The sequence below is a fragment of the Streptomyces sp. CC53 genome, from assembly GCF_001865245.1.
GTDB lineage: Bacteria > Actinomycetota > Actinomycetes > Streptomycetales > Streptomycetaceae > Streptomyces.
In genome coordinates this window covers 1-23,575 of the sequence record NZ_MKXB01000227.1, presented here as the reverse complement: position 1 = coordinate 23,575, position 23,575 = coordinate 1, and the positions used below count along the sequence as shown (strand labels likewise).

The 23,575-nt window shown below is 74.6% G+C and carries 21 protein-coding genes, 1 pseudogene and 1 riboswitch; of the genes and pseudogenes, 10 read left to right on the top strand and 12 right to left on the bottom strand.

Going from position 1 to position 23,575, the window contains the following annotated elements; translation table 11 throughout:
* Positions 1–380: 380 nt before the first annotated feature.
* Together BJP40_RS29735 and BJP40_RS29730 are read left to right on the top strand one after the other, a co-directional pair.
* Complete coding sequence (locus BJP40_RS29735) at positions 381–983, top strand: DUF4383 domain-containing protein (protein ID WP_079171566.1); 603 nt, start codon at positions 381–383, stop codon at positions 981–983.
* 281 nt (positions 984–1,264) lie between these two features.
* Entirely contained in the window at positions 1,265–1,963 is a 699-nt protein-coding gene (locus BJP40_RS29730) for an SDR family oxidoreductase (protein WP_071283741.1), read from the top strand.
* 48 nt (positions 1,964–2,011) lie between these two features.
* On the opposite strand, the pseudogene BJP40_RS35055 reads toward BJP40_RS29730, so the two are convergent.
* Both BJP40_RS35055 and BJP40_RS29725 read right to left on the bottom strand, forming a co-directional pair.
* Positions 2,012–2,263, bottom strand: a pseudogene (locus BJP40_RS35055) (hypothetical protein); the annotation flags it as partial.
* Between the two features lie 18 nt (positions 2,264–2,281).
* Entirely contained in the window at positions 2,282–3,439 is a 1,158-nt protein-coding gene (locus BJP40_RS29725; protein WP_218153244.1) for a hypothetical protein, read from the bottom strand.
* A gap of 339 nt (positions 3,440–3,778) precedes the next feature.
* Between BJP40_RS29725 and BJP40_RS29720 the strand changes: the two genes are divergently transcribed.
* The 5 genes from BJP40_RS29720 to BJP40_RS29700 all read left to right on the top strand — a co-directional run bounded on the left by BJP40_RS29720 (position 3,779) and on the right by BJP40_RS29700 (position 9,109).
* Positions 3,779–4,726: an ABC transporter substrate-binding protein gene (locus BJP40_RS29720; RefSeq protein ID WP_071283738.1), complete on the top strand. Its 948-nt coding sequence runs from the start codon at positions 3,779–3,781 to the stop codon at positions 4,724–4,726.
* The gene (locus tag BJP40_RS29715; protein ID WP_071283735.1) at positions 4,726–5,688 is read left to right on the top strand and encodes an amino acid ABC transporter permease; all 963 of its coding nucleotides are present in this window, start codon (positions 4,726–4,728) and stop codon (positions 5,686–5,688) included. The genes BJP40_RS29720 and BJP40_RS29715 overlap by 1 nt, the downstream gene beginning before the upstream one ends.
* An 8-nt stretch (positions 5,689–5,696) precedes the next feature.
* Positions 5,697–6,449: an amino acid ABC transporter ATP-binding protein gene (locus BJP40_RS29710; RefSeq protein ID WP_071283788.1), complete on the top strand. Its 753-nt coding sequence runs from the start codon at positions 5,697–5,699 to the stop codon at positions 6,447–6,449.
* The gene (locus BJP40_RS29705; protein WP_071283733.1) at positions 6,446–7,657 is read left to right on the top strand and encodes a M20 family metallopeptidase; all 1,212 of its coding nucleotides are present in this window, start codon (positions 6,446–6,448) and stop codon (positions 7,655–7,657) included. The genes BJP40_RS29710 and BJP40_RS29705 overlap by 4 nt, the downstream gene beginning before the upstream one ends.
* A gap of 159 nt (positions 7,658–7,816) precedes the next feature.
* Positions 7,817–9,109 carry a cyanophycinase gene (locus BJP40_RS29700; protein WP_071283732.1) on the top strand — a complete coding sequence of 431 codons (1,293 nt, stop codon included), beginning with the start codon at positions 7,817–7,819 and terminating at the stop codon, positions 9,107–9,109.
* 140 nt (positions 9,110–9,249) lie between these two features.
* Here BJP40_RS29700 and BJP40_RS29695 read toward each other — a convergent pair whose 3' ends face one another.
* The 10 genes from BJP40_RS29695 to BJP40_RS29650 form a co-directional block, all read right to left on the bottom strand.
* Entirely contained in the window at positions 9,250–10,113 is an 864-nt protein-coding gene (locus BJP40_RS29695; protein WP_071272375.1) for a MurR/RpiR family transcriptional regulator, read from the bottom strand.
* Between the two features lie 319 nt (positions 10,114–10,432).
* Positions 10,433–11,737: an MFS transporter gene (locus BJP40_RS29690; RefSeq protein WP_226962349.1), complete on the bottom strand. Its 1,305-nt coding sequence runs from the start codon at positions 11,735–11,737 to the stop codon at positions 10,433–10,435.
* Complete coding sequence (locus BJP40_RS29685; RefSeq protein WP_071283731.1) at positions 11,734–12,555, bottom strand: Rossmann-like domain-containing protein; 822 nt, start codon at positions 12,553–12,555, stop codon at positions 11,734–11,736. The genes BJP40_RS29690 and BJP40_RS29685 overlap by 4 nt, the downstream gene beginning before the upstream one ends.
* Before the next feature lie 69 nt (positions 12,556–12,624).
* Positions 12,625–13,404 carry a phytanoyl-CoA dioxygenase family protein gene (locus BJP40_RS29680; RefSeq protein WP_071283728.1) on the bottom strand — a complete coding sequence of 260 codons (780 nt, stop codon included), beginning with the start codon at positions 13,402–13,404 and terminating at the stop codon, positions 12,625–12,627.
* A gap of 59 nt (positions 13,405–13,463) precedes the next feature.
* Positions 13,464–14,498, bottom strand: a complete 1,035-nt coding sequence (locus BJP40_RS29675) for a pyridoxal-phosphate dependent enzyme (RefSeq protein ID WP_071283726.1) — start codon at positions 14,496–14,498, stop codon at positions 13,464–13,466.
* Between the two features lie 16 nt (positions 14,499–14,514).
* Positions 14,515–15,285, bottom strand: coding sequence for a methyltransferase (locus BJP40_RS29670; protein ID WP_071283723.1), 771 nt, complete (start codon positions 15,283–15,285; stop codon positions 14,515–14,517).
* Positions 15,286–15,325: 40 nt separating this feature from the next.
* Complete coding sequence (locus tag BJP40_RS29665) at positions 15,326–16,894, bottom strand: ABC transporter ATP-binding protein (protein ID WP_071283721.1); 1,569 nt, start codon at positions 16,892–16,894, stop codon at positions 15,326–15,328.
* Positions 16,891–17,730, bottom strand: a complete 840-nt coding sequence (locus BJP40_RS29660) for an ABC transporter permease (RefSeq protein WP_218153243.1) — start codon at positions 17,728–17,730, stop codon at positions 16,891–16,893. The genes BJP40_RS29665 and BJP40_RS29660 overlap by 4 nt, the downstream gene beginning before the upstream one ends.
* Positions 17,727–18,674 (bottom strand): ABC transporter permease, encoded by a 948-nt coding sequence (locus BJP40_RS29655; RefSeq protein WP_071264723.1) that lies wholly within the window; start codon positions 18,672–18,674, stop codon positions 17,727–17,729. The genes BJP40_RS29660 and BJP40_RS29655 overlap by 4 nt, the downstream gene beginning before the upstream one ends.
* Positions 18,675–18,676: 2 nt before the next feature.
* Positions 18,677–20,242, bottom strand: coding sequence for an ABC transporter substrate-binding protein (locus BJP40_RS29650; protein ID WP_071283717.1), 1,566 nt, complete (start codon positions 20,240–20,242; stop codon positions 18,677–18,679).
* Positions 20,243–20,433: 191 nt separating this feature from the next.
* Positions 20,434–20,559: riboswitch (cobalamin riboswitch) on the top strand.
* A 60-nt stretch (positions 20,560–20,619) separates the two neighbouring features.
* Between BJP40_RS29650 and BJP40_RS29645 the strand changes: the two genes are divergently transcribed.
* The 3 genes from BJP40_RS29645 to BJP40_RS29635 are packed head-to-tail and all read left to right on the top strand — an operon-like array spanning position 20,620 to position 23,446.
* A complete protein-coding gene (locus BJP40_RS29645) occupies positions 20,620–21,645 on the top strand; it encodes an ABC transporter substrate-binding protein (RefSeq protein ID WP_071264719.1) in 1,026 nt (341 codons plus the stop codon).
* Positions 21,642–22,655: an iron ABC transporter permease gene (locus BJP40_RS29640; RefSeq protein WP_071283714.1), complete on the top strand. Its 1,014-nt coding sequence runs from the start codon at positions 21,642–21,644 to the stop codon at positions 22,653–22,655. Before BJP40_RS29645 ends, BJP40_RS29640 begins: the two co-directional genes overlap by 4 nt.
* Positions 22,652–23,446 (top strand): ABC transporter ATP-binding protein, encoded by a 795-nt coding sequence (locus tag BJP40_RS29635; protein ID WP_071283711.1) that lies wholly within the window; start codon positions 22,652–22,654, stop codon positions 23,444–23,446. Before BJP40_RS29640 ends, BJP40_RS29635 begins: the two co-directional genes overlap by 4 nt.
* The last annotated feature ends 129 nt before the right edge of the window (positions 23,447–23,575 follow it).

The following is a 23,575-nucleotide window of genomic DNA, read 5'->3' as shown; positions in this document are numbered from 1 at the left end:
GCTGATCGAGCCCGCGCCGTTCCGGTCCGCCCGCAGCCCGTCCGTCCGCGTGCTGTCCGGCCGGCCGCGCTGCCCGTCCGTCCGCCCGTGCGACCGAGCCGACCCCGGCCCGCTCTTCCGCGCGCCTCGCCCGGACCACGCCCCGGGCCGTCCGCCCCGGCTCCACGGCGACGGGACCGGCCCGCGCCGAGGCGTCCCAGGTCTGCTCCGGATGCTCCCCGCACGAGGTGCTTCACCCCGGGGACTCGCCGCGGATGCGTCCGCGGAGCCCCCGAACGGCCCTGCAACCGTTCACCGCGTCCAAGGAGAAAACGGGATGAAAGCGGATGCGGCATCGGCTGCGTCGCGGGGGCGCTTCCGAGCGACCGAGAGGACACGAGATGAGGCTGCGCGAGGAACTGCCCGTGGACCACCGGCTGGCCCAGGTGTACCGGTACGGGGCCGGGCTGTGCGGTGTGATCCTGCTGGTGTTCGGCTGCCTGGGTTTCGCGGACCGGCTGAGCCCCTTCGACACGGACGGGACCCAGATCGCGGGGATGACGACCAACGGCGTGCTCAGCCTGATCTCGGTCGTCGTGGGACTCGTCCTCGTCGGCGGGGCCGTGGTCGGCGGCAACGTCGCGTCGACCCTGAACATGACGGTCGGCACGCTGTTCGTGCTCAGCGGCTTCTACCACGTCTTCACCCTGGACCGCCCGGCCAACGTCCTCGACTTCGGCATGACCAACGTCATGTTCAGCTTCGTCATGGGCCTGGTCATCGCATGCTTCGGCATGTACGGGCGGGTGTCGGGCACGCTGCCGCACGACAACCCCTACTGGCGGCGGCGCCACCCCCGCGAGGCGGCGCGCGAGTCCCTCGCCGCGCGGCGCCAGGCCCGCCAGGAGGCCCTCTCCCGGGCGCCGGAAGCCCTGCCTGCGGACGCCGCGTCAGTCCGGGCCACGGACGCCGCCCGGGCCGTCACCTCGTCAGGCCGGGACTGACCCGTGCCGAGGACGCCGCGCCGGGACGCCCCGCCAGGCCGGCGGGCTCCCGGCTCCGGCCGGACCGAGCCCGCCCCGGCCGGTCGGCCTCCATCGGCCGGGGCGCCCTGCGGCCACGACGCCCGACGATCGCGAGGCCCGCGTCCGGGCCTCCGGCGCACGCCGCCCCGCGGCCCGGACGCGTAGGGCCCGCGGGCACGCCGCGACCGGGCCGCCCGGGGCGGGGACGCTCCGCTACCGGAACACACCGGCGAACAGGACCAGGAAGCAGGAGGCGGACCATGGACGTGAAAGGCGCGCGCATCCTCGTGCCCGGCGCGACGGGAGCCATCGGCGCCGCCCTGGCGCGGCGACTGCACGAGCGTGGGGCCGGCGTCGCGGTGGCGGGCCGCGACCCGGCCTCCCTCGCGCGGGTCGCCGCCGCCTGCGGTGGCGCGCCGGCCCGCCACTTCGACGCCTACGACCTCGACGGCTGCTCCGGCACCGTGCCGTGGGCGGTGCACGAGCTCGGGGGTCTCGACGCGGTCGTGGTCTGCGTGGGTGTGGCCGCCTTCGGCCCGGCCGAGGCGGTCGGCGACACGGTCGCCGAGCACCTGCTGACGGTCAACGCGCTGGCCCCCGTGGCCGTCCTCCGCGCGGCCCTCCCCGCCGTGCCGCCGGGCGGCGCCCTCGCCGCGGTGACCGGCGTCGTGGTGGACGCCGTACCCGCGGGCATGGCGGACTACGCCGCGTCGAAGGCCGCGCTGGCCGCCTGGCTGACCGCGGTGCGCCGGGAGCGGCGGCGCACCGGCCCGGCCGTCCTGGACATCCGGCTGCCGCACGTCGAGTCCGGGTTCGCGGAGCGCGCCGTGGTGGGCGCCCCGCCCGCCCTGCCCCGCGGGCGTACGGTCGACGAGGCGGTGCAGACGATCCTCGACGCCCTCACGGCGGCCGAGGCACCCGCGGGCCGCACGGCGCGGACCGCGGCCGCCTCGCCGTGAGGGCCCGGGCGGCGTCTCGGGGTGCCGGGCGCCGCCCGGCCCGCTCCCTCACTGCTTCGACAGGGTGCAGGTGTACGGGGAGGCACCGGACCCGCTGTACGCCTCGATGTCGACGTGGTAGGTGCCGGTGCCGGAGGCGGTGCGGGTGAAGGTCAGCGACTCGTCCGCGCCCCCGCCGTCGTTCACGGAGCGGGTCAGGGTGCTGCCCGCCGAGTCCAGCCAGTACACGTCCGCGTCGTAGGCGGCGGGAACGGCGCAGGTCAGCGAGGCGGTCTGCCCGGAGGCGAGGGAGACCCGGAAGTAGTCGCGGTCGTCGGTCTACTTCATGTCGCCGGTGAGGGTCGCGGGGGACGGCAGGGCGGTGGCGTCGTCGGCGGTGTCGCGGGTGTCGTTCGATTCGCTCTCCGCCAGCGCGGCGCCGCCGCTCGCGCCGCAGTCCGTGACGGGTGTGCCGTGGTAGAGGTCCGGGTCGGGCACGCCGGCGGTCACGCTGCGCAGGTAGTAGCCGCAGTCGGGGCGGTTCCTGAAGTCGAAGGTGGTCCCCGGGGCGAGGCGCCAGATCTTGAAGCCCTCGTACGTCAGCGGCTTCCGGGCGACGGCCTGTTCGGGCGTGTGGTCGGCGAGCACCACGTAGGCGTCCTTGCCGTACGGGGTGCCGAGGCCGTTGCGGTCGATGTGGAGGGAGCCGCCGCCCTCCTCGACGCCCACGCCCCAGGCCGCGCCTCCCGCGGTGAGGCCGTCCTGCACCGCACGGGCGACGAAGGCCAGGGTCCGGCCCATGCGGTCGCGGGCGACGAAGTGGGAGCCGTTGACGACGCCGCCGTAGTCGGCCCACTCGAACATGCCCGTCGTGAAGCTGATGTCGCGGTGGTACGGGTTGGCGAGCGCCTCGGAGCTGGTGACGCTGCCGCGGCAGGCGTCGTACACCAGGGGGCTGTTGATGTGGTGGCCGGCACTGCCGCCGCCCGCGCCCCCGCCCTTGGCGACGACGGACTCGACGGACGCTTCGAGGGCGGTGCCCTTCCAGGCCGCGTAGCGGCACTGGTCACCGCCTGCGAAGTACACGAACTCGGCGTTGCGGATGTCGGTGTTGACCTCGCTGTCGTCGCCGTCCTGGGGGCTGGTGAGCGTCCACGTCGTACAGGAGTTGACGCCCGCCAGGCCCATGATCGTGTCGCATTCCGGCGTCGGGCTTCCCGAGGTGGGCGCGGAACCGGCGAGGACGACGACGTCGAGGCTTCCCGTGCCGCCGCGGATCTCGTCGACGGCACGGCTCATCGAGGCCGTCACGACGCCCCCGGCACCGTTCATGGTGTACGCGGGACCCTTCCACGAGCTGCGGCTGACGTCGGCTGAGCTGCCGAGTCGGATGCGGTCCGTGGCGGCCTGGGCGGGCTGCGGGACGGCGAGGGGCAGCGCCACGGCGAGAAGCGCGGCGGCTGTGCGGGCGGTCCTGCGGGCAGGGCGTGTCGTCACGGGGGCTCCGAAGGGGGGAGCGGCGCCGTTCCGCCATGCGTCGGCGGTCGCCGCTGACGGAGAGGAGTCGCCTGGGGATTGGTAGCGGAACATACAAGCCGATCCGCTGGCGCGGAAGATGTATGACGTGGTGACCCGGTTCGTCGGTGGTCACGCGGCAGAAGCAGGTCGAATCGACGGTTTCCAACCGATGTGGGCGCCCATGACCGGGGGGAGGCGTTGGCGGCGCGGAAGCGTAACGTGCGATACATCTAGTCAAGTGGATGCGAGATCTGTACCTTCCCTGCTGTGCGCCGACGACAGGATTCCGTCGGCGAAGACTCCGAGAGGCTCCCCACCATGAACGCTCGTCCCGCCCAGCGCGCCGCGGCCGCCGCCGCGGCGGCCCTGGCGCTCACCGCGCTCTCCGCCTGCAGCTCCGGCGACGCCCCCGCCCCCGCGGCGGCCGGCAAGGTCTCCGTCGCCGGAGTGGAGATCGCAAAGGACCAGGCCCTGCACGACCTGCTGCCGGAGAAGATCAAGAGGACCGGCACGGTGCGGGTGGCCACCGACGTGCCCTACCCGCCCTTCGAGATGTTCGTGAAGGAGGGCGGGAGCGAGCTGACCGGCCTCGACTACGACCTCGGCCAGGCCCTGGGCGCGAAGCTCGGCGTGACGTTCGCCTTCACCCCGCAGAAGTTCGACGGGATCGTGCCCGCCATCCAGGCCGGCACGTTCGACGTCGCCATGTCGGCCATCACCGACAACAAGGAGCGCCAGCAGGTCGTCGACTTCGTGGACTACTCGCGGTCCGGCTCCGGCATCCTCGTCGCTGACGGCAACCCGTCCTCGATCGCCGACCTGGACGGACTGTGCGGCCGGAAGGTCGCCGTCCAGGTCGCCACCAACCAGCTCGACCTGCTCAGGAGCCACCAGGCGTCCTGCACGAAGGCCGGTCGGCAGAAGATCGACATCCAGACCTACCCCAAGGACTCCGACGCGCAGCTCGCCCTGCGGTCGGGCAAGGTCGTCGCGCAGGTGCTCACCAAGCCCGCCGCGGGCTGGGTGGCGAAGACCGCCGACGAAGGGAAGGCGTTCGACCTGGTGGAGGACCCCGCCGCCCCCGGCGGCTACGAGGCCTCACCCAACGGCATCGCGGTGAGCAAGCACCTGCCCGCACTCACCGACGCCATCCGGAAGGCGCTCCAGACCCTGATCGACGACGGCACCGTCACCAAGATCTACGACAAGTACGGGGTGGCCTCCATCGCCGTGGAGGAAGCCACCAAGAACGCCGCGGTGGACTGATGGCGACCGACACCGAGGCCGCACTCGCCGCGCCCCCCGCCGGCGCCGCCACCACCGAACCCGACGTGGTGCCCGTACGCCACTACGGGCGCTGGGCCGCCGCCGCGGCCTCCGTCCTGGCCCTGGCCGGCCTCGTCGGCTCGCTCGCGAGGAACGACAACCTGCGCTGGGACGTCGTCGGCGACTACCTGTTCGCGGACCTCGTCTTCGACGGCCTCGCCACCACCCTCTGGCTGACCGCCGCCGCCATGGCGCTCGGCCTGGGGCTGGGGACGCTCATCGCCGTCATGAGGCTGTCCACCAGCCCCGTGCTGTACGGCATCGCCAACGCGTTCGTGTGGGTCTTCCGCGGCACCCCCCTGCTCGTGCAGATCATCTTCTGGGGGTACGCGGGCGCCCTGTACACCCATGTGAAGATCGGCGTCCCCTTCACCGGCATCACGTTCTTCCAGGCCGAGACCAACAGCCTGCTCACCCCCGCGGTCGCCGCGCTGCTCGCCCTCGGCCTCAACGAGGCCGCGTACGCCTCCGAAATCGTCCGCGCCGGCATCCAGTCCGTGGACACCGGCCAGACGGAGGCGGCGCACTCCCTCGGCATGCGCCCGGCACTCACCATGCGCAGGATCGTCCTGCCCCAGGCGATGCGGGTCATCATCCCCCCGATGGGCAACGAGACCATCAACATGCTCAAGATGACCGCCCTCGTCTCGGTGATCTCCGCGCACGACCTGATGTCCAACATCCAGGACGTGTACGCGCAGAACTACCAGGTCATCCCCATGCTGGTGGTCGCCAGCATCTGGTACCTCGCCCTGGTGACCCTGCTCAGCGTCCCCCAGGCGTGGCTGGAGCGCCGCTACGGCCGCGGCTCGGTCCGCGCCGGGCACGTCTCCCCGCTGCGGCGCGCCTTCGGCGCGGCCACCGGGCTGATCGGCACGAAGGACAAGGAGGACCGCCGGTGACCGCCACGATGGTGCGGGCGGAAGGCGTCCGCAAGCGGTTCGGCAGGCTGGAGGTGCTCAAGGGCATCGACCTCACCGTCGAACGCGGCCAGGTGTGCTGCCTGCTGGGCCCGTCCGGCTCCGGCAAGTCGACGTTCCTGCGCTGCATCAACCACCTGGAGAAGGTCGACGGCGGCAGACTCACCGTCGACGGCGCCCTCGTCGGCCACCGCCTGCACGGGGGGAGGCTCCACGAACTGCGGGAGCGTGAGGTCGCCGCACGCCGCCGGGACATCGGCATGGTGTTCCAGCGGTTCAACCTCTTCCCCCACATGACCGCGCTCGACAACATCGCCGAAGCGCCCGTGCGGGTCCGCCGCGTGCCCAAGAGGGAGGCCCGCGAGCAGGCGCAGCTGCTGCTGGAGCAGGTCGGCCTGGGCGACCGGGGCCACCACTACCCGGCGGAACTGTCCGGCGGCCAGCAGCAGCGCGTAGCCATCGCCCGCGCCCTGGCGATGCAACCCACACTGATGCTCTTCGACGAGCCCACGTCCGCACTGGACCCCGAACTCGTCGGCGACGTCCTCGACGTGATGCGGCGGCTCGCCGCCGACGGCATGACCATGGTCGTCGTCACCCACGAGATCGGCTTCGCCCGGGAGGTCGGCGACACCGCCGTCTTCATGGACCAGGGCGTCGTCGTCGAGGCCGGCGACCCCCGCCGGGTGCTCACCGACCCGGAGCAGGAGCGCACCCGCGCGTTCCTGTCCAAGGTCCTGTGAGCGCCCCGCCGCGGCCCCGGCAGCTCACCGCGCGGTTCCTGCACCTCGCCCGCCGGCTCCAGCCCCGCTACCTCGCCGACCTGGAGGCCCTCGTCTCCGTGGACTCCGGCTCCCACGACGCCGAAGGCGTCAACGAGGTCGCCGACCGCGTGCAGGAACACCTGCGCGGCCTCGGCTTCACCGTGCAGCGGGTCACGCCCCCGGCGACCGGGCGGCACCGCACGGGAGACGTCCTGGTCGCCCGCAGGAAGGGCGCGCTCACCGCCGCCGAGGGCGGCCGCAGGATCCTCCTCGCCGGGCACATGGACACCGTCTTCGACCGGGGAACCGCCGCCGCGCGGCCGTTCACCCTCCGCGGTACCGTCGCGACGGGTCCGGGCGTCAGCGACGACAAGGGCGGCCTGCTGGCCGGGGTGTCGGCGCTCCGGGTCCTCGACGCGCACGGCCACCACGCCTACGACGAGCTCGTCTTCCTCGCCACGCCGGACGAGGAGATCGGCTCCCCGGCCAGCCGCGCCGTCACCGAGCGCGCCGCCGACGGCGTCCACTTCGGGCTCGGCCTGGAATGCGCCCGGGAGAACGGCGACCTCGTCATCGCCCGCAAGGGCGTGGCCGACTTCCGGCTCACCGTCACCGGCCGGGCCGCACACGCCGGGATCGAACCCGAACGCGGCGCCAACGCCGCGCTCACGGCCGCCCACCTGATCGTCGACCTCCAGGCTCTGAACGGGCGTTGGGACGGCGTCACCGTCAACGTCGGCACCGTCAGGGGCGGCAGCCGCACCAACATCGTCTGCCCCGAGGCCGAACTGCGCGTCGAGGTGAGGGCGGCCACCACCGTCGACGTCCACCGCGTCGCGCGGGCCATCCGGGAGGCCGCCGACCGGCCCGCCGTCCCCGGCACCGCGGTCGCGGTCGAGCAACTCGACCTGTGCCCGCCCCTGGAGGAGACCGCGGCCTCGCACCGCATGCTGGACCTCGCCCGCGGGGCGGCCCGCTCCGTGGGCCTCGACCTGGGGGCCGCGAGGACCGGCGGAGTCGGCGACGCCAACCTGATCGCAGGGACGGGCGTACCCACCCTGGACGGCCTCGGCCCCGTCGGGGGAGCGGACCACACCCCGCAGGAGTGGCTCGACGTGTCCACCGCCCCCGAGCGCATCGCGGTGCTGGCGGCGCTGATCGCCGAGCTCGGCGGCGCCCCCGCCTGACCCGCCCCCGCGGGCGCCGCGCCGGACGACCGGTGCCGCGCCCGCCCGTGCTCCGGCAGCCCCCTCCCGTCAGCCTGCCGGAACCGGCGGGGCCGCCGCCGACCACGTCCGGCGGCGGCCCCGCCCAGCCTTGTCCGCCCCACCCCGAGGAGACCGCACATGCGCGCCCACCCTGGACCCACCCGCCGCACCGCCCTCGCCGGCGGCCTCGCCCTCGCCCTGCTGGCCACCGCTCCCGCCGCACACGCGGCGACCACCGCGGAGCCCCGACCGAAGCCGGGCTCCCTGGTCCTGGTGGGCGGCGCGCTGAAGGAGGACAACACACGGGTCTACGGCGAGATCATCAGGCGCGCGGGCGGCGCCACCGCCCGCATCGGCGTCATCACCGCCGCCTCCGTGCCGGAGAGCCAGGACCCGTACGCGGACGACCCCGACCGGTGCAGCAACTCCGTCTGCAACGGCGCCTACTACGCCGATGTGCTCACGAGGCACGGCGCGGCCCACGCCGAGTGGCTCCCCCTCGACCTCGACCACGTCTCCCACGCCGACTCCGACGCGCTCGTCGCCCGGATCGAGTCCATGACGGGCTTCTTCTTCGGCGGCGGCGACCAGTACCGGTACGTGAGGACCCTGCTGCGCGGCGAGCGGCAGACCGACTCCAAGGTGCTCGCCGCCATCCGCGCCCGACTGGCCCGGGGCGCCGTCGTCGCCGGCACCTCCGCCGGCGCCCAGATCGCCTCGGGACCCCACATGGTGACCGGCGGCGAATCGTACGAAGGGCTGCGGGACGGCAGCGCCCCGGGGTACTTCGACGACCCCACCCGGCTCGGCCACCTGCCGCTCGGCGGCTTCGGCTTCCTGCGTTCCGGCCTCGTCGACACGCACACCGGGGCCGACGGCCGGGAGGGCAGGGCCTACCGCCTGGCTGCCGACACCGGGCACGACCGGGTCTACGGCCTTGAGGAGGACACCGCCGTCGTCGTCGACGACCCCGGCACCGCGCACGAGCGCCTCACCGTCCTCGGCTCCCAGGGCGTGGCCGTGCTGGACCTGCGCGGCGCCCGCGCCCGCACCTCCGCCGCCGGGTGGTCCCTGCACGGCGCGCGGTACAGCTACCTCACCGACGGGGACCGGTACGACGCCCGCACCCGGCAGGCCCGTCCCGCCGCGGACAAGCACCGGCTGCGGCCCGCCGAGACGGCCGCCGTACCGGTCAACACCGACGTCTTCTTCTCCACCGCGAACCCGGACGGCGTGCCCTACTCCTTCCGCACCACGGCCCGCGCGCTCGCCGCGACCCGGGCGCAGAGGTCCGCGACCGCCACCACCTTCGAGTCCGGGCCCCGCTTCCAGGTCACCTTCACCAAGCCCGCGGGCTTCGCCGCCTGGACCGGTGACGGCACCACCCCCCACACGTTCGTCGGTCTGCGCATCGCGATCGCGCCCCGCTGAGCGGCGGCCCCGCGGCCCCGCCCCGGGTCGTCCGCGTCGGCCCGTTCGCCTCGGGCGGTCCGCGTCGGGCCGTCGCCGCGGCCGCTCCCGGCGCCCGCCCGGTGGGTGAACCGCTCAGCGGGCGGGCCCGGCCCGGCGGTTCACAGCAGACCGGTCCGGCGGGCGATGCTCTCGCCGTCCTTCATGCGGGCGTGCGCGTCCGGCCCCAGCCGGTCGAGCACCGCGGAGACCAGCGCCTCGATGAGGGCGAGCGTCGGCGTGAGGCTGTCGTAGGGCGAGCCGGAGGAGACCTGGCTGGTCAGGACCACGTCGGCGTGCGCCGCCGCGGGCGACAGCCACGGGTCTGTGAAGACGACGACCTTCCCGCCGCGTTCACGCGCCAGTTCGGCGACGAGGGTCATGTCCTCCTCGTAGCGCCGGTAGTCGAACAGCACCGTCACGTCGCGCCGCGCGAGCTGGGTGAGGAACGAGGTCCGCTCGACGTCCCTGTCCGGCAGGAAGGAGACCTGGTCGCGGACCTGCATCAGATGCAGCCCCAGGTACCGCGCCAGCAGGTGCGTGAAGCGGCCGCCGGCCAGGTGGACCCGGCGGCGGGGGTCGCTCAGCAGTTCGGCCGCGGTCGCGAAGTCGTGCGGGGACACCTCCCGGAAGGTCCGGGACAGGGCCTGGTGCACCAGCGCCGGCTGAAGTTCCAGCGCCTCGTCCGCGCCGGACCCCTCCTGCCGCGGGGGCTCGGCGGACTCGTAGAGCGTGATGGGGGAGGCGTTGCGGGCGTCGAGTTCGGCGCGCAGTGCGGCCTGGAGGTCGGGGAACCCCCGGTACCCGAGCCGGGACGCGCAGCGCAGCACGGTCGGCGTGGAGACCGCCGCGCGCTCCGCGATCGTCGCGACCGTCTCGAACACCGCCGCCGGGTAGCCTGCCAGCAGTACCCGGGCGACCTTGCGTTCGGCCGGGCTGAGATCGCCCAGGCGGCTGCGGATCTCGTCGGCCAACGTGCCGCTCATGGCGCGGTCCCTCCGGGTGGTGCGGTGCGGATCCACGGGCTCGGGTCGCACGCCACGGCGGCACGGCCCTTCCGGGCGGTGGCGCCCCGAAGACCCGGCAGTACACATGGCGCCCGTGTCGAGCCCGAATGTACCGTCCGTTACGGGTGCGGGGAACCCGCCTCCGGCACGAGGAACCGCCGTCGACACGAGGAACGCCGGCGACACGCGGACGTGCCGCAGCGCGCCGCAGGCAGCCACCCGCGGCGCGCCCCGCCCCCGCGGTGCGTGCGCCCGCCCGGTCGGCCCCGACCGGGCGGGCGCACCGGTCCGTGCCGCTTCAGGCCCCGTCGGCGGCGGGGGGCGAGGAGCGGGCGACGAGCCGGGCGCAGACGAGGGCCGCGAGGGTCACCCCGCCCAGCGCCGCCGCAGCGCCCGCGAACCCGCCGAGGGCCAGGCCGACGCCGCCCAGCCCGGCACCGGCGAAGACGCCGAAGCTCATCCCGGCGGCGTTCACGCTCAGCGCCGTGCCGCGCAGGGACCCGCAGCGCCGTACCAGCAGGGTGGTGACGCAGGCCGCGACCGTGGCGTGTCCGGCGCCGACGAGCGCGGTCAGCGGCAGCGCCAGCCAGAGGGTGTGGGTGAAGAACACCCCGGCCAGCGCGGCCAGGGCGAGCAGCAGCGCCAGCGTCATCAGCGCCTCGGCGGGGAGCTTCGCCCGCTCGGCGCTCAGCAGCCGCCCCGCGAAGAGGTTGCCGAGGAAGAAGGACGTGCCGCTCAGCGTCCACACCAGCGCGAACGGCTCCGGCGCGAGCCCGAACCGCTCGTCGTAGAAGGCCGCCAGGTACGCGAGGTAGCCCATGAACGCCGCCGTGCGCAGCAGGGCGACCAGCAGGAGCGGCACCACCCCCGGCAGGCCCGCCAGGAGCCGGAACGACTCCAGGTAGCCGGGCTTGGCCGCGTCTCCGGACGTCTCCGCGGCGGGCCCCGCCGTGCGGCGGCCGCGCAGCAGGAAGTACAGGGCGAGCACGGAGCAGAGCGCCGCCACGGCCCACAGGTCGCCCTGCCACCCCCAGACCAGGGCCGGCAGGGCGACCAGGGGTGCCGCGAGGAGCGCGGTCAGCGACTGGGTCGCCGTGATCAGGGTCGCGGCCCGGCCCGCCGCCGCGTCGTCGTCGAACCGGTCGGCCGCCGCGGCCGTCAGCGCCGGGTTCAGCACGGCCGTCCCCGCCCCCACCAGCAGGCAGAACGCCGCCAGCAGCAGGAATCCGCCGCTCGCACCGAGCGCCGCCGACACCGCGAGCACGGCGAGGCCGCCCGCGGCCGCCCACTCCCGGCGGACGCGGTCGATCAGCGGCGCCAGCGCGGTGCCCACCGCGAGGGCGGCCAGCCCGCCGAGGCCGCGCAGCTGGCCCAGCGCCGCCACGCTTCCGCCGGAGGCGTCGGCGATGGGCACGAGGAACGTGCTGTAGACGGTGAAGGGCACCAGCCCCGCGGCGGAGGCCAGCATGAACGGCCACAAGGTGCGGGTCATCGCCAGGTCGCCGGGCACGGCGCCCGGCTTCCGGTCCGCCGCCCCGGTCTGCTCCGGCCCGGCACCGGAGGTCTGCGGGGCCGCGGCGGCCCCCTTGGTCTCGCTGCTCACACCCGCTCCGCCCGGTACCGGTACAGCGCGGTCGCGTCGGCGCTGAACTGGGAGAACGGGAACGGCTCCGCGGACAGGGCGGTCACTCCGGAGCCGAGGAAGGCCCGGGCGACGGCACTGCCGGTCTGGGCGTACACGACGAGGGGGATCTGCTGCTTGCGGCAGTGCTCCAGGATGTGGTCGAAGCTGCCGTTGGTGAGGGTCATGCCGGTGGCGACGACCGCGTCGGCCTGGGCGAGCACGTCCGCCATGTTGTCGGTGACGGGGTCGCCCCAGTTCGTCGTGCGCAGGTTGAAGTCGCAGGGCAGCGGGTGGCCGCCCTGCTCGCGTATCGCCGCGACCAGCGGGTTCACCACTCCGATCAGGGCGACCTTCGCGCCGGGCGCGATGTCGAGGAGACCGGCGACGGCCGTGTCCCTCGCCTGGGCACGGTCCTCCGGCGCACCGGTCGGCAGGACGACCGTCTCGGCGTCCGCCGCCTCCCGGTGCGGGCGCACACGGGCGAGGTAGGCGTCGAGGGCGGCGACGCGCACCGGCGCGGCCTCGTGGCGGATCAGGGTGTCGAGGGTGTGTCCGGAGGCGTCGGCGCAGAAGCCGGGGTCCAACTCCCCGGCTTCGAAGGCGCACGCGCCGAAGGCGTCGCCTGAGCGGAGCAGCACGTACTGGTTGTGGTACGTGACCTGGCTGCCGGCCAGGCGGGTGGTGTGGTGCAGCCAGAAGGCGCTGGTGACGGCCAGCTTGCTCGGGAGCGGACCGTGGGCGCCTTCCAGGACGGCCTGCTGGAGGTCCGGCACGGACTGCGGCGGGGCAGGAGACATGGGCGTACTTTCTCGGACGGGTACCGGCGCGGGATGCGCGGTACGAGGCGGGGGTGGGAAGCGAGGGGGTCAGGGGAGGTCGGCCAGGCGCTCGTGCCGGTAGGGCAGCCCGGCCAGCTCGGGCCGCCCCGCCGGCTGGAAGCACAGCAGCAGGGAACGCCGGTCGTGGGCCGTCCGGTTGGGGCCGGACCGGTGCACGACGAGCCCGGGGAACATCAGCACCGAGCCGGCGGGGGCCTCGACGGTCACCGCACCGCGCACGTCGGTGCGCGCGGTGTCGACGAGCAGGCCGGTCGGCTCGGCCCGGTCCCGTGGGGCGGGCCCCGCGAGGTGGCTGCCGGGCACGATCTGGAGGGCGCCGTTGGCGGCGGTGACGTCGTCGAGGAAGACCATCGCGGTGGCGACGTCCCGGGCGCCGGGGCCCGCGCAGCAGTACCAGTACGGGTAGTCCTGGTGCCAGCGGAACTCCGAGCCGACCCCGGCCCGTTTGAAGTTCAGCTTCGACGTGAACCTGCCCAGGTCCTCGCGGCCCAGGACCCGGCGCATGGGGGCGGTGATCCGCTCGTCGGTCCACAGGGCGTCCAGGACCGGGTCCAGATGGGTGACGGGGGCCAGGCTGCGCACGGCGGGCGGACGGGCGTCCGGCTCCCAGTGGACGGTGGTGCCGTCCACCTTCTCCAGCCGGTGCCCGTCCGGCCACACGGTCGCGTCGTCCGGTCCGGCCAGTGCCTTCCGCGTCACACGGGCGAGGACGGTCTCCGCGGCACGGGCCGCGGCCGCCGTCTCGGCGGGGCCGAGGAGGCGGGGGAGGAGCACGAAGCCCCGGGCGGTCTGCGCGTCGAGGGGCATGGGGGCGCCTTCCGGTCGGACGGGGGTGAGCGGTGCGGCGGTGTACGCCGCGGCGGAGGCTAGGCCGATTCGGCCACCAGCGCGGGACGGCCGCGCAGCGGCGTGTCGGCGGTCGGGGGCCAGTCCATTGCGGACCACGGGTGCCGCAGCTCGTCCTGCCCGGCCACCTCGTGGGGCCGCATGGAGCCGAGGCCCCGGGCGTCGGCGTGGTGGGCGTAGGCGCTGTCGACGTAGCGGTGCCCGGTGTCGGCGGCGAGGAAGACGTACGTGCGGTCCGCCTCGCGTTCCCGCTCCCACAGCGTCGCCAGGTAGGCGGCCCCGGCCGACAGTCCGGCGAAGATGCCGCTGACGCGGAGGAGTTCGACGGCGCCGGACATGGCGTAGTCGAAGTTCACCCAGTGGATCCGGTCGTACAGGTCGTGCCGCACGTTGCGGAACGGGATGGAACTGCCGATCCCCGCGATGATCATGTCGGGGTCGGAGACGTGCTCGGCGCCGAAGGTGACGCTGCCGAAGGGCTGCACCCCGACGAGCGTCACGTCGCGGCCCGCGTCGCGCAGGTACGTGGCGATGGCGCCGGTGGACGCGCCGGTGCCGACGCCCCCGACCAGGGACAGCGGCCCTTCCGGGACCTCCTTGCGGATGAGGTCGGCGACGTCCCGGTAGCCGAGGTAGTGGATGGCGTCGTGGTACTGGCGCATCCAGTGGTAGTGGGGGTTCTCCTGCAGCAGCTCGCCGATCCGCTGGACGCGCAGGTTCTGGTCGAGGCGCAGGTTCTTCGAGGGCCGGACCTGCTCCAGGGTCGCGCCCAGGATCTCCAACTGGACGCGCAGGGTGCGGTCCACCGTGGTGGAGCCGACGATGTGGCAGTTCAGGCCGTAGCGGTGGCAGGCCAGGGCCAGGGCGTGGGCGTAGATGCCGCTGGAGCTGTCGACGAGGGTGTCCCCGGGCTCGACCTGCCCGGTCTCCAGCAGGTGGCGCACGGCGCCGAGCGCCGAGTACAGCTTCATCGTCTCGAACCGCAGGCAGACCGCGCCCGGCGGGACGGTGACGACGTCGGGTTCCTTGACGGCCTCGGCTATGTGCTCGTGCATGTCGTCGTCCTCCCGGTCAGGCGGCGTCGTGCCGGGTGAGCTTGAACAGGTACGCCTGGCAGTTGTCGCCCTCCCAGGTCTGGCGGTGCAGCACGGCCGGCCGGAAACCGGCGTCCGTCCCGTAGGCCACGATCCGCTTGAGTTCCGCGGTGTTGGACACGACCAGGTGGATCTCGCCGTCCGGGGCGAGCAGGTCGCGGGTGGTGATCTGGTCGAAGAAGCGCAGCACGATCTCGGCGCCGACGCAGACGTTCCGCACCACCGTGGGGTCGTCGCTGGTCCGGGCGCTGACGGCGGGCGGGTTGAAGGTGACGACGTCCAGCCGCGCGGAGTCCGGGAACTCCTCGAAGAGGTTGGACACCAGGGGCCGGAAGACGGTGTCCGGGCGGTCCCCGACGATGCGCTCGTAATGGGCGGCGGCCGCGGCGACGCTGTCCGGGTGCACGTCGGCCGCGTAGACCTCCTTCGCCCCGAGGGTGCCGGCGATGACGGCCTCGACACCGAGGCCGACGCCCATCGCCGCGTACGAGCGGCCCTTGACGGGGATCGTGCCGTCCAGGAGCCGGTCGTGGATGATGCGGCTGGTGTCGCCCGGCTTGAACACGCCCGGCGGCAGGGTGAAGGCCCAGCCGTTGTAGTCGTACGTCCGCTCGGTGTGGATGTCGGACTTGGAACCGCTGTTGATGGCGAGGATCTCGTCCCGGGGCAGCGTGTCCGGCAGTGAGTCCAGCAGGGCGCGCAGGTCGTGCTGGGACGCGGCGGTACCGCCGGCGGTCCGGTCGGTCATGGGTCCTCCGTGGTCGGATACGGGAAGGGAAAGCTGAGGTTCAGGAGCCGGACGGGGCCGGCGCGGTCAGGTCCGCCGCCGCCCGGCGCGCACCGAGGTCCACGGCGTCGACGAGCCGCCGGGCCGACGCTGCTCGGGGCGCGCGCAGCACCTCGTCGGGCGCCCCGGTCTCGACGACGCGGCCGTCGTCGACGACGACGACGTGGTGGGCCACGGCCGCGAGCAGTGCGAGGTCGTGACTGACCCACAGGAGCGCCGTGCCGTGCTCCTCGCGCAGCCGGGCCAGTTCGGCGAGGACGGCGGCGGTGGCGGCGGGGTCCAGGGCCGTGGTGATCTCGTCGCAGACCAGCACGTCGGGGAGCGCGACGGCCGCCCGGGCGAGGGCCGCCCGCTGCAGTTCGCCGCCGGACAGCCCACCGGGGCGCCGGGCGGCGGTCGCCGCGTCGAGACCCAGGCGCTCCAGCAGCCCCAGCGCCTCGGCGCGGGCGTCGTCCGCCGCCAGTCCGCGGAGCCGCACGGCGGTGCGGGCCACCTGCTCGCCGACCGCGTGCCGCTCGTCGAAGGAGCCGCGCACCTCCTGCCACACGTACTGCACGCGCCGCTTCTGCTCGCGGGTCCGCTTCCGCAGGACGGGCAGCGCCGCGCCGTCCAGCAGCACCTGGCCGCGGTGGCGTTCGTGCAGGCCGGCGACGCAGCGCGCCAGGGTCGTCTTGCCGCTGCCGGACAGCCCGGCGACGCCGACGCACGCCCCCGCGGGCAGCCGCAGGTCCACGGCGTGCAGCACGGGACCGCGGCCCCGGCTGCGCAGGTGCGCGGACAGCCCGCGCACCTCCAGCACCGGCGGGCGGCCGGCATCGGAGGGGCCGTGCCGCGCGGTCTTCGGCGGGGAGCGGCGGGGGAGGGCCCCGGCCGCGCTGCCCGAGGCGGTGACCCTGCCGCCGCTCATGACGACCACGTGGTCGGCGAGCGCCCTGACGAGGTCGTGGTCGTGGCTGAGCAGCAGGATGCCGAGGCCCCGCCCGGCGAGCGAGGCCAGTTCGTCCGCCAGGCGCATGCGGGCCACGGTGTCCAGCCCGGTGCTGGGCTCGTCGAGGACGAGCACCCGGGGCCGGCACACCAGGGTCTGGGCGAGGGCGACCCGCTGGCGCTGGCCGCCGGAGAACTGGTGGGGGAAGCGCCGCTCGACGTCCCGCCCGGAGGGGAGCTGGGCGGCCTCCAGCGCCTGCGCCGCCGCGTCCCGCGGGACGGCCCGCGGGTGGTGCAGCCGGGCCAGTTCGGCGAGCACGGAGCCGGTGCGGCGCGCCGGGTTCAGCGTGCTCCCGGGGTGCTGGGGCATGTAGGCGACGACGCGCCCGAGGAGCGCGGCGGCCTGAGCGGTGGGGCCCCGGTCGTCGACGACGGGGGTGCCGCCGACGGTGACCCGCCCGGTCAGCCGCACCCCGGGGCCGGCCTCGCCGAGGAGCGACAGGGCGGCGGTGGTCTTGCCGCTTCCCGACGGGCCGACGAGGGCGGTGACGCGGCCCTCTTCCAGGTCGAAGTCCACCGCGTCGAGGAGCACGGCGTCCCCGGCGCGCGCGGTCAGCCCGCGGACGGTGACGAGCGCGGTCATCGGGCTGCCTCCTGCGTACGGGTGCGGGAACGGGCCAGCACGCGGTCGGCGAGCAGGTTCAGCCCCACGGTGAACATGACGAGCATCAGGGCGGGCGCCAGCGCCGCCCACGGCTGCAGCAGCAGCCCCTCGCGGCCGCGCGCGATGCTGACGGCCCAGTCCGGCGCCGTCGGACTCAGCCCGAGGCCGAGGAAGTTCGCCGAGCCGACCAGGAACACGGCGAGGGTGACGCGCGTCCCGACGTCGGCGGCGACCGGGCCGAGCGCCGAGCGCGCGACGAGGCCCAGCTGGATGCGCGCCCAGGACTCGCCCTGGAGCCGCAGGGCCTCCGCGACGGGACCGCTCGCCGCGTCGAGCGCGGCCGCCCTGACCAGCCGCGCCACCGGCGGGACGTTGACGGCCGCGACGGCGAGCGCGATGGCGAGCGGCGAGCCGCGCCACCCGACCGCGACCACACTGATGACCAGCAGCGTCGGCAGCGGCAGCAGCACGTCCAGCGGCCGGATCAGCAGTTCGTCCAGCCACCGCCTGCGGGCCGACGCCGCCACCAGGCCGACGATCCCGCCGACCGCGTACGCGAGGAGGACCGCGCCCACGGCCATGCCGAGCGCGCTGCGGCCGCCGTGCAGCAGCAGGGCCAGCACGTCGCGGCCGAGCGCGTCGGTGCCCAGCGGGTGCGCGCCGCCGCTCGCCGCGTACGGGGCGGCCAGCCCCGCGGCGGGGGCGTCGGCGAACAGCGGCCCGAGCACGGCCGCACCGCAGGGCACGGCGACCAGGAGCGCGCTGAGCGGCGCCCGCAGGACGCCGGCGGCCGCGGAGCGCTTCGGGGGCGTCACCGGAGGACCTCCGTCCGTGGTACGAGTCGGTGGCACAGCAGGTCCGCCGCGAGGCTGAACAGCAGCGCTGCGACGGCCACCACCAGGGCGAGGCCCTGCACGGTGGGCACGTCCCGCGCCTCGACGGCGCGGACGAGGGCGGTGGCCACCCCGGGCACGGCGAACACCGCCTCGACGATCAGGACGCCGCCGACGAGGTTGTCGCCGACGCGCGCCAGCTCCTGCAGGCCGGGGACGGCTGCGTTGGGCAGGACGTGGCGCAGCAGCAGCGTCCGGCGCGGCACGCCCAGCCGCCGCGCCTGGACGACGTACGGCGTGCCGAGCACGGCCACCACGCCCGCCCGCACCTGCCGGGACAGCAGGCACACCACACGGGCGGCCACCACCGTGACGGGCAGGACCAGCAGCGCGGGCTCCGCGAGCAGGTCGGCCGCCTCCACGCCCACCCAGGTGGCCGGGAGCAGTCCCAGCCTGAGGGACAGCCCGGCGACGAGCAGCAGGGCCAGCACGAAGTCGGGTACGGCGTTCAGCGCCAGGGTGGCTGAGGTGACGGCCCGGTCCAGGCGGCCGCCCTCGCGCAGCCCGGACACCACGCCGAGCAGCAGGGCGAGCGGCAGCACCAGGGCGAGGGTCACCGCGCCGAGCACCAGCGTCGTGCCGACCGAGTCGGCGAGGACGTCGCGCACCGGCCCGCCGCTGACCAGGGAGGTGCCGAGGTCTCCGGTCGCCAGGCCCGCCGCCCAGTCGGTGAACCGCTCCACGGCGGGCCGGTCCAGGCCGAGTTGCTCGCGCAGCGCCGCCACCTGGGCGTCGGTGGCGTCCTCGTTGTTGCGGACGTCGGCGGCGTCGCCCGGCAGGAGCGAGGTCAGGACGAAGACCAGCAGCGCCAGCAGGGCGAGCTGCGCGACGCCGAGCGTGAGGCGCTGGAGGGCGTACCCGCGCATCGTCAGGCCAGCCACACCTTGTCGAAGCGGGCGGAGTTCATGGTGTTGGGCGGGGCCGCCTCCATGCCGCGGACGCGGGACGAGACGGCGTTGAGCCAGTCCGGGTGGCCCCAGACGAGCAGCCCGCCCTCGTCGTGCACGGTGCGCTGCAACCCGCGGTAGAGCTCTGTGCGCTCGGCCTCGTCGGTGGTCGCCTGCGCCTTGGCGAAGGCCGCGTCGAAGTCCTTTCGGCGCCAGGCGGAGGCGTTGAACGGGGAGGTGCTGAGCAGCCGGTCGTTGAGGTAGTTGGGGATGGTCATCGCGCCGGAGCGGTGGCTGCCCATGACGCCCTTGGTGAGCTGGTCCTTGAAGTAGGTCTCGGCGGCGCCGGTGGTCACCTTGATCCTGAGACCGGCGTCGGCCGCCTGCTCGGCGAAGAGGGTCGCGGCCTCCACGAAGCCGTTGGCGACGGACGACGTGTAGATGGACAGCGTCTTGTTCAGCACGCCGGCCTTCTTCAGCAGGGCCCGCGCCTCCGCGACGTCCCGCGTCCGCTGCGGCACGTCCTCCGGGTAGTACTGGTAGCCCTTGCCGAACATGTCGTTGCCGACGACGCCCTGCCCGGCCAGCACCACCTGGACGAGCTTCTCGCGGTCGGCGAGCAGCTTGAACGCCAGGGTGACGTCGGGGTCGTCGAAGGGCTCCTGGTCGCACTTCATGACGAGGGCGTGGGCGGTGCTGCCCTTGGCGGCCAGGATCCGTACGGACGCGTCGGACTGGGCGGTCCGGGCGAAGGTCGGCGTCATCTCGTAGCCGAACTCGGCCTCCCCGGCCCGCAGGGCGTTGCCGCGGGCGTCGGCGTCGGCGGACAGGATCCGCAGCTCGTCGACGTACGCGCCGCCGTCCCAGTGATCGTCGAAGCGCTCGGCGACGAAGGAGCGGCCGGCCTGGAAGGACGTGAGGCGGAACGCCCCCGTGCCCACGGGCTTGGCCGGGTCGGCGTACCGGGAGCTGACGACGGCCGTGCCGAGCGTGCCGAGCAGGGCGGGGAACTCGGCGCCGGGCCGCTTCAGTGCGACCTCGACGACGTTCCCGCCGACGGCGCGGCTCTTCTTCAGGTCGATGACGGAGAGCAGGCCCTGCGCGAAGTGGCTGGTCGCCTTCGGGTCGAGGATGCGGGCGAAGGTGAAGAGCACGTCCTCGGGGGTGAGGGGCTTGCCGTCGTGGAAGATGGCCTTGCGGAGGGTGAAGCGCCACACCGTGGCGTCGGCGTTCGCCTCCCACTTCTCGGCGAGGCGCGGCACGGGCGCCATGCCCGCGTCGAGCTCCACCAGGCGGTCGAACAGCGCCTTGGTCCGCGCCATGTCGATGGCGAGGGACTCGGCGTGCGGGTCGAGGGTCTCCTGCTCGCCGCCGCCGGTGAAGAGTGCCCGGAACCGGCCGCCGCGGCGCGGCTGTCCGCCCTTGTCCCCGCCGGCGGACCGCTCGTCGCCGCCCGCTCCGCCACCGCCGCACGCGGTCAGGGCTATGGCGCCTGCGGCGGCGCCGGTCAGGGCGAGGAATTCTCGACGGTTACGGAAGATCGACATGCTGCTCCCAGGGCTCACGTGGCGGACCCCGCACCACGACCGCAGGACGGGGCGGAGGGATGCGGGGCGCTGAGCAGCATGGCCGAAATGAAAATGATTGTCAATCTCGTCTGATGATCAGTTAAGTGATGCCGCTGTGGTAGGTTGCGCAGGCCAGTCGCACTCCCTACGCCCCCGGGCGCGGGCGAGTCAGGGAATCCGGTGCGAATCCGGAACTGACGCGCAGCGGTGAGGGCGACGGGCGGGGCACGAAGCCACTGGGACGCACCACCGCCCGGGAAGGCGCCCCGCCCGGACGACCCCGAGTCCGAAGACCTGCTGGCGCACCCCGTACGGAAGGGCCCCGCGCCTGGGCCCGCGACGCCGAGGACCACGCCGTGAACGCCACGCGCTCCACCCTGCCCCTGCCCGCGCTCCTGTGCGGGGCGCTCCTCCTCACCGGCTGCGGCGCCTCCCCCTCCGACGCACCGGCCGAGACCGCGGCACGCACACTCGACAACTGCGGCCGCACGGTGCAGATCACGGGCGACGGCCCGCGCAGGGCCGTGTCGCTCAACCAGGGGACCACCGAGATCCTGCTGTCCCTCGGCCTCGCCGACCGCATGGCGGGAACGGCCACCTGGACCGACCCGGTCATGAAGGGCCTGGAGAAGCCCGCCGCCGACGTGCCGCGCCTCGCCGAGAACAACCCGTCCTTCGAGAAGGTCCTCTCCGTCGAACCCGACTTCGTCACCGCCTCCTTCGCCTCCACGCTCGGCAAGGGCGGCGTCGCCACGCGCGAGCAGTTCGAGAAGCTGGGCGTGCCCACCTACCTCTCCCCGTCCGACTGCGTCGGCAAGGACAACAGCGGCGACGGCGACGGAGTCCGCACGAAGCCCCTCACGATGGACACCGTCTACGGCGAAGTCCGGGACCTCGCGCAGGTCTTCGGCGTCGAGGCACGCGGCGAGGAGCTCACGGCCCGCCTCCAGGCCCGCGTCGCCAAGGCCAAGACCGGGCTGGACGCTTCCGACGTCACCCTCCTCTACTGGTTCTCCGACGCCGAGTCCCCCTACATGGCGGGCTGCTGCGGGGCACCGGGCGTCATCACCCGCGAACTCGGCGCGAAGAACGTCTTCGACGACACCACCGAGGAATGGCCCCAGATCAACTGGGAGACGGTGGCCGACCGGAACCCGGACGTACTGGTCATCGGCGACCTCACCCGCAAGGCGCAGAGCGGGGAGAGCGCCGAGAAGAAGATCGAGTTCCTGGAGTCCCACCCCGTCACCCGGAACATGGACGCCGTGCGCCACAAGCGGTACGTCCTCGTCAGCGGCCAGTCCATGAACCCCACCATCCGCACGGTGGAGGGCATCGAGCAGGTCGCCGCCGGCCTGCGCGCCTTCGGCCTCGCCGGATGACCACGGCCCTGCTGCGCACGGCGGCGGGGCTCGGCGTCCTCGCGCTCTCCGTCGCCCTCGCGATCACCGTCGGCCCCGCGGACATCGGCGTCACCGACGTCTGGTCCGTCGTGGCCGCCCACCTCGGCGGCGAACCCTCCGGGCTCACCCCGATCCGCGACGGCATCGTGTGGAACCTGCGGCTCCCGCGCACCCTGCTGGCCGCCGTGTGCGGCGCCGGGCTCGCGGTGTGCGGCGCGGTGCTCCAGTCCCTGCTGCGCAACCCGCTCGCCGACCCGTTCGTCCTCGGCGTCTCCTCCGGCGCCTCCACCGGCGCCGTGGCCGTGGTGGTCCTCGGCGCGGGCAGCGGCGTGCTGTCGCTGTCCGGCGGCGCGTTCGCCGGCGCCGTGTGCTCGTTCGCCGCGATGCTCCTGCTGAGCCACACCCTCGGCGGCACCACCGACCGCGTGGTTCTCTCCGGGGTCGCCGCGATGCAGCTGTTCTCCGCGCTGACCTCCTTCATCGTGGTGACGTCCGCCGACGCGGAGACCACCCGCGGCGTGCTGTTCTGGCTGCTCGGCTCGCTCGGCGGCGCCGGCTGGACCGACGTGTGGCTCTGCTCCGCCGTCCTGGTGGTGGCCCTCGGGATCTGCCTCGGCCACGCCAGGACGCTGGACGCGTTCGCCTTCGGCCAGGACGCGGCGGCGACCCTCGGCGTCGACACCGGCCGCGCCCGGCTGGTCCTGCTCTGCGCGACGGCCCTGCTGACCGCCGCCCTCGTCGCCGCCGCGGGCGCCATCGGCTTCGTCGGCCTGGTGCTGCCGCACGCCGCCCGCGCCCTGGTGGGACCCGGCCACGGCAGGCTGCTGCCCGCCTCCGCGCTCGGCGGAGCCGTCTTCCTGGTGTGGATCGACACCGCCGCGCGGACCGTCATCGACCCCCAGGAGGTCCCGGTCGGCGTCATGACCTCGCTCGTCGGTGTGCCGGCCTTCGTCCTCGTGCTGTACCGGACCAGGAGGAGCCGCCGATGACCCTCGCCGCCGACCGCGTCACCCGCACCGCCGACGGCCGGCTCGTCCTCGACGGCGTCGGCATCAGCCCGCCGCCGGGCGCCATGACCGGACTCCTCGGGCCCAACGGCTCCGGCAAGTCCACCCTGCTGCGCATCCTGTGCGGCGTCCTCGCCCCCGCCTCCGGCGTGGTCACCCTCGACGGGACACCGCTCGGCGCGCTGCGCCGCCGGGACGTCGCCCGGCGCGTGGCCGTCGTGGAGCAGCAGGCCGACACCCTCGTCGAGCTGACCGTCGCCGACGTCGTACGGCTCGGCCGCACCCCGCACCGGCGCGCCTGGGCACCGCCGTCGGCGGCCGACGAGCAGGCCGTACGCCACGCACTGGAGCGCACCGGTCTCGCCGACCGGGCCGACCGCGCCTGGCACACCCTCTCGGGCGGCGAACGCCAGCGGGTCCAGATCGCCCGCGCCCTCGCCCAGGAACCGCGTGAACTGCTGCTGGACGAGCCGACGAACCACCTCGACATCCAGCACCAGCACGACCTGCTGCACCTCGTCGGGACCCTGGACGTCACCAGCGTGGTCGCCCTGCACGACCTCAACCTCGCCGCCCGGTACTGCGACCACCTCGTGGTCCTGCGGCAGGGCCGCGTCGTGGCCGCGGGAACCCCCGCCGAGGTCCTGACCGGGGAACTGATCGCCGCCGTCTACGGGGTGCGCGTCACCGTCACCGACCCGGACGCCGACGGCCGCCCGCACATCCGGGTGCTGGGCACCCTCACGCACGACCGCGCCACCCCGGTCCGCTGAGCCCGGCGCGGCCCCGGCGGGGCCGGGCCGGCGGACCCGGCGGGACCGCGTCCCCCGTCCCGGGCCGGCCCCGCGGCAGCCCGCCGCCCGGAGCCGCGGGGGGCCGAACCACCGTCAGCCGCCCCGCAC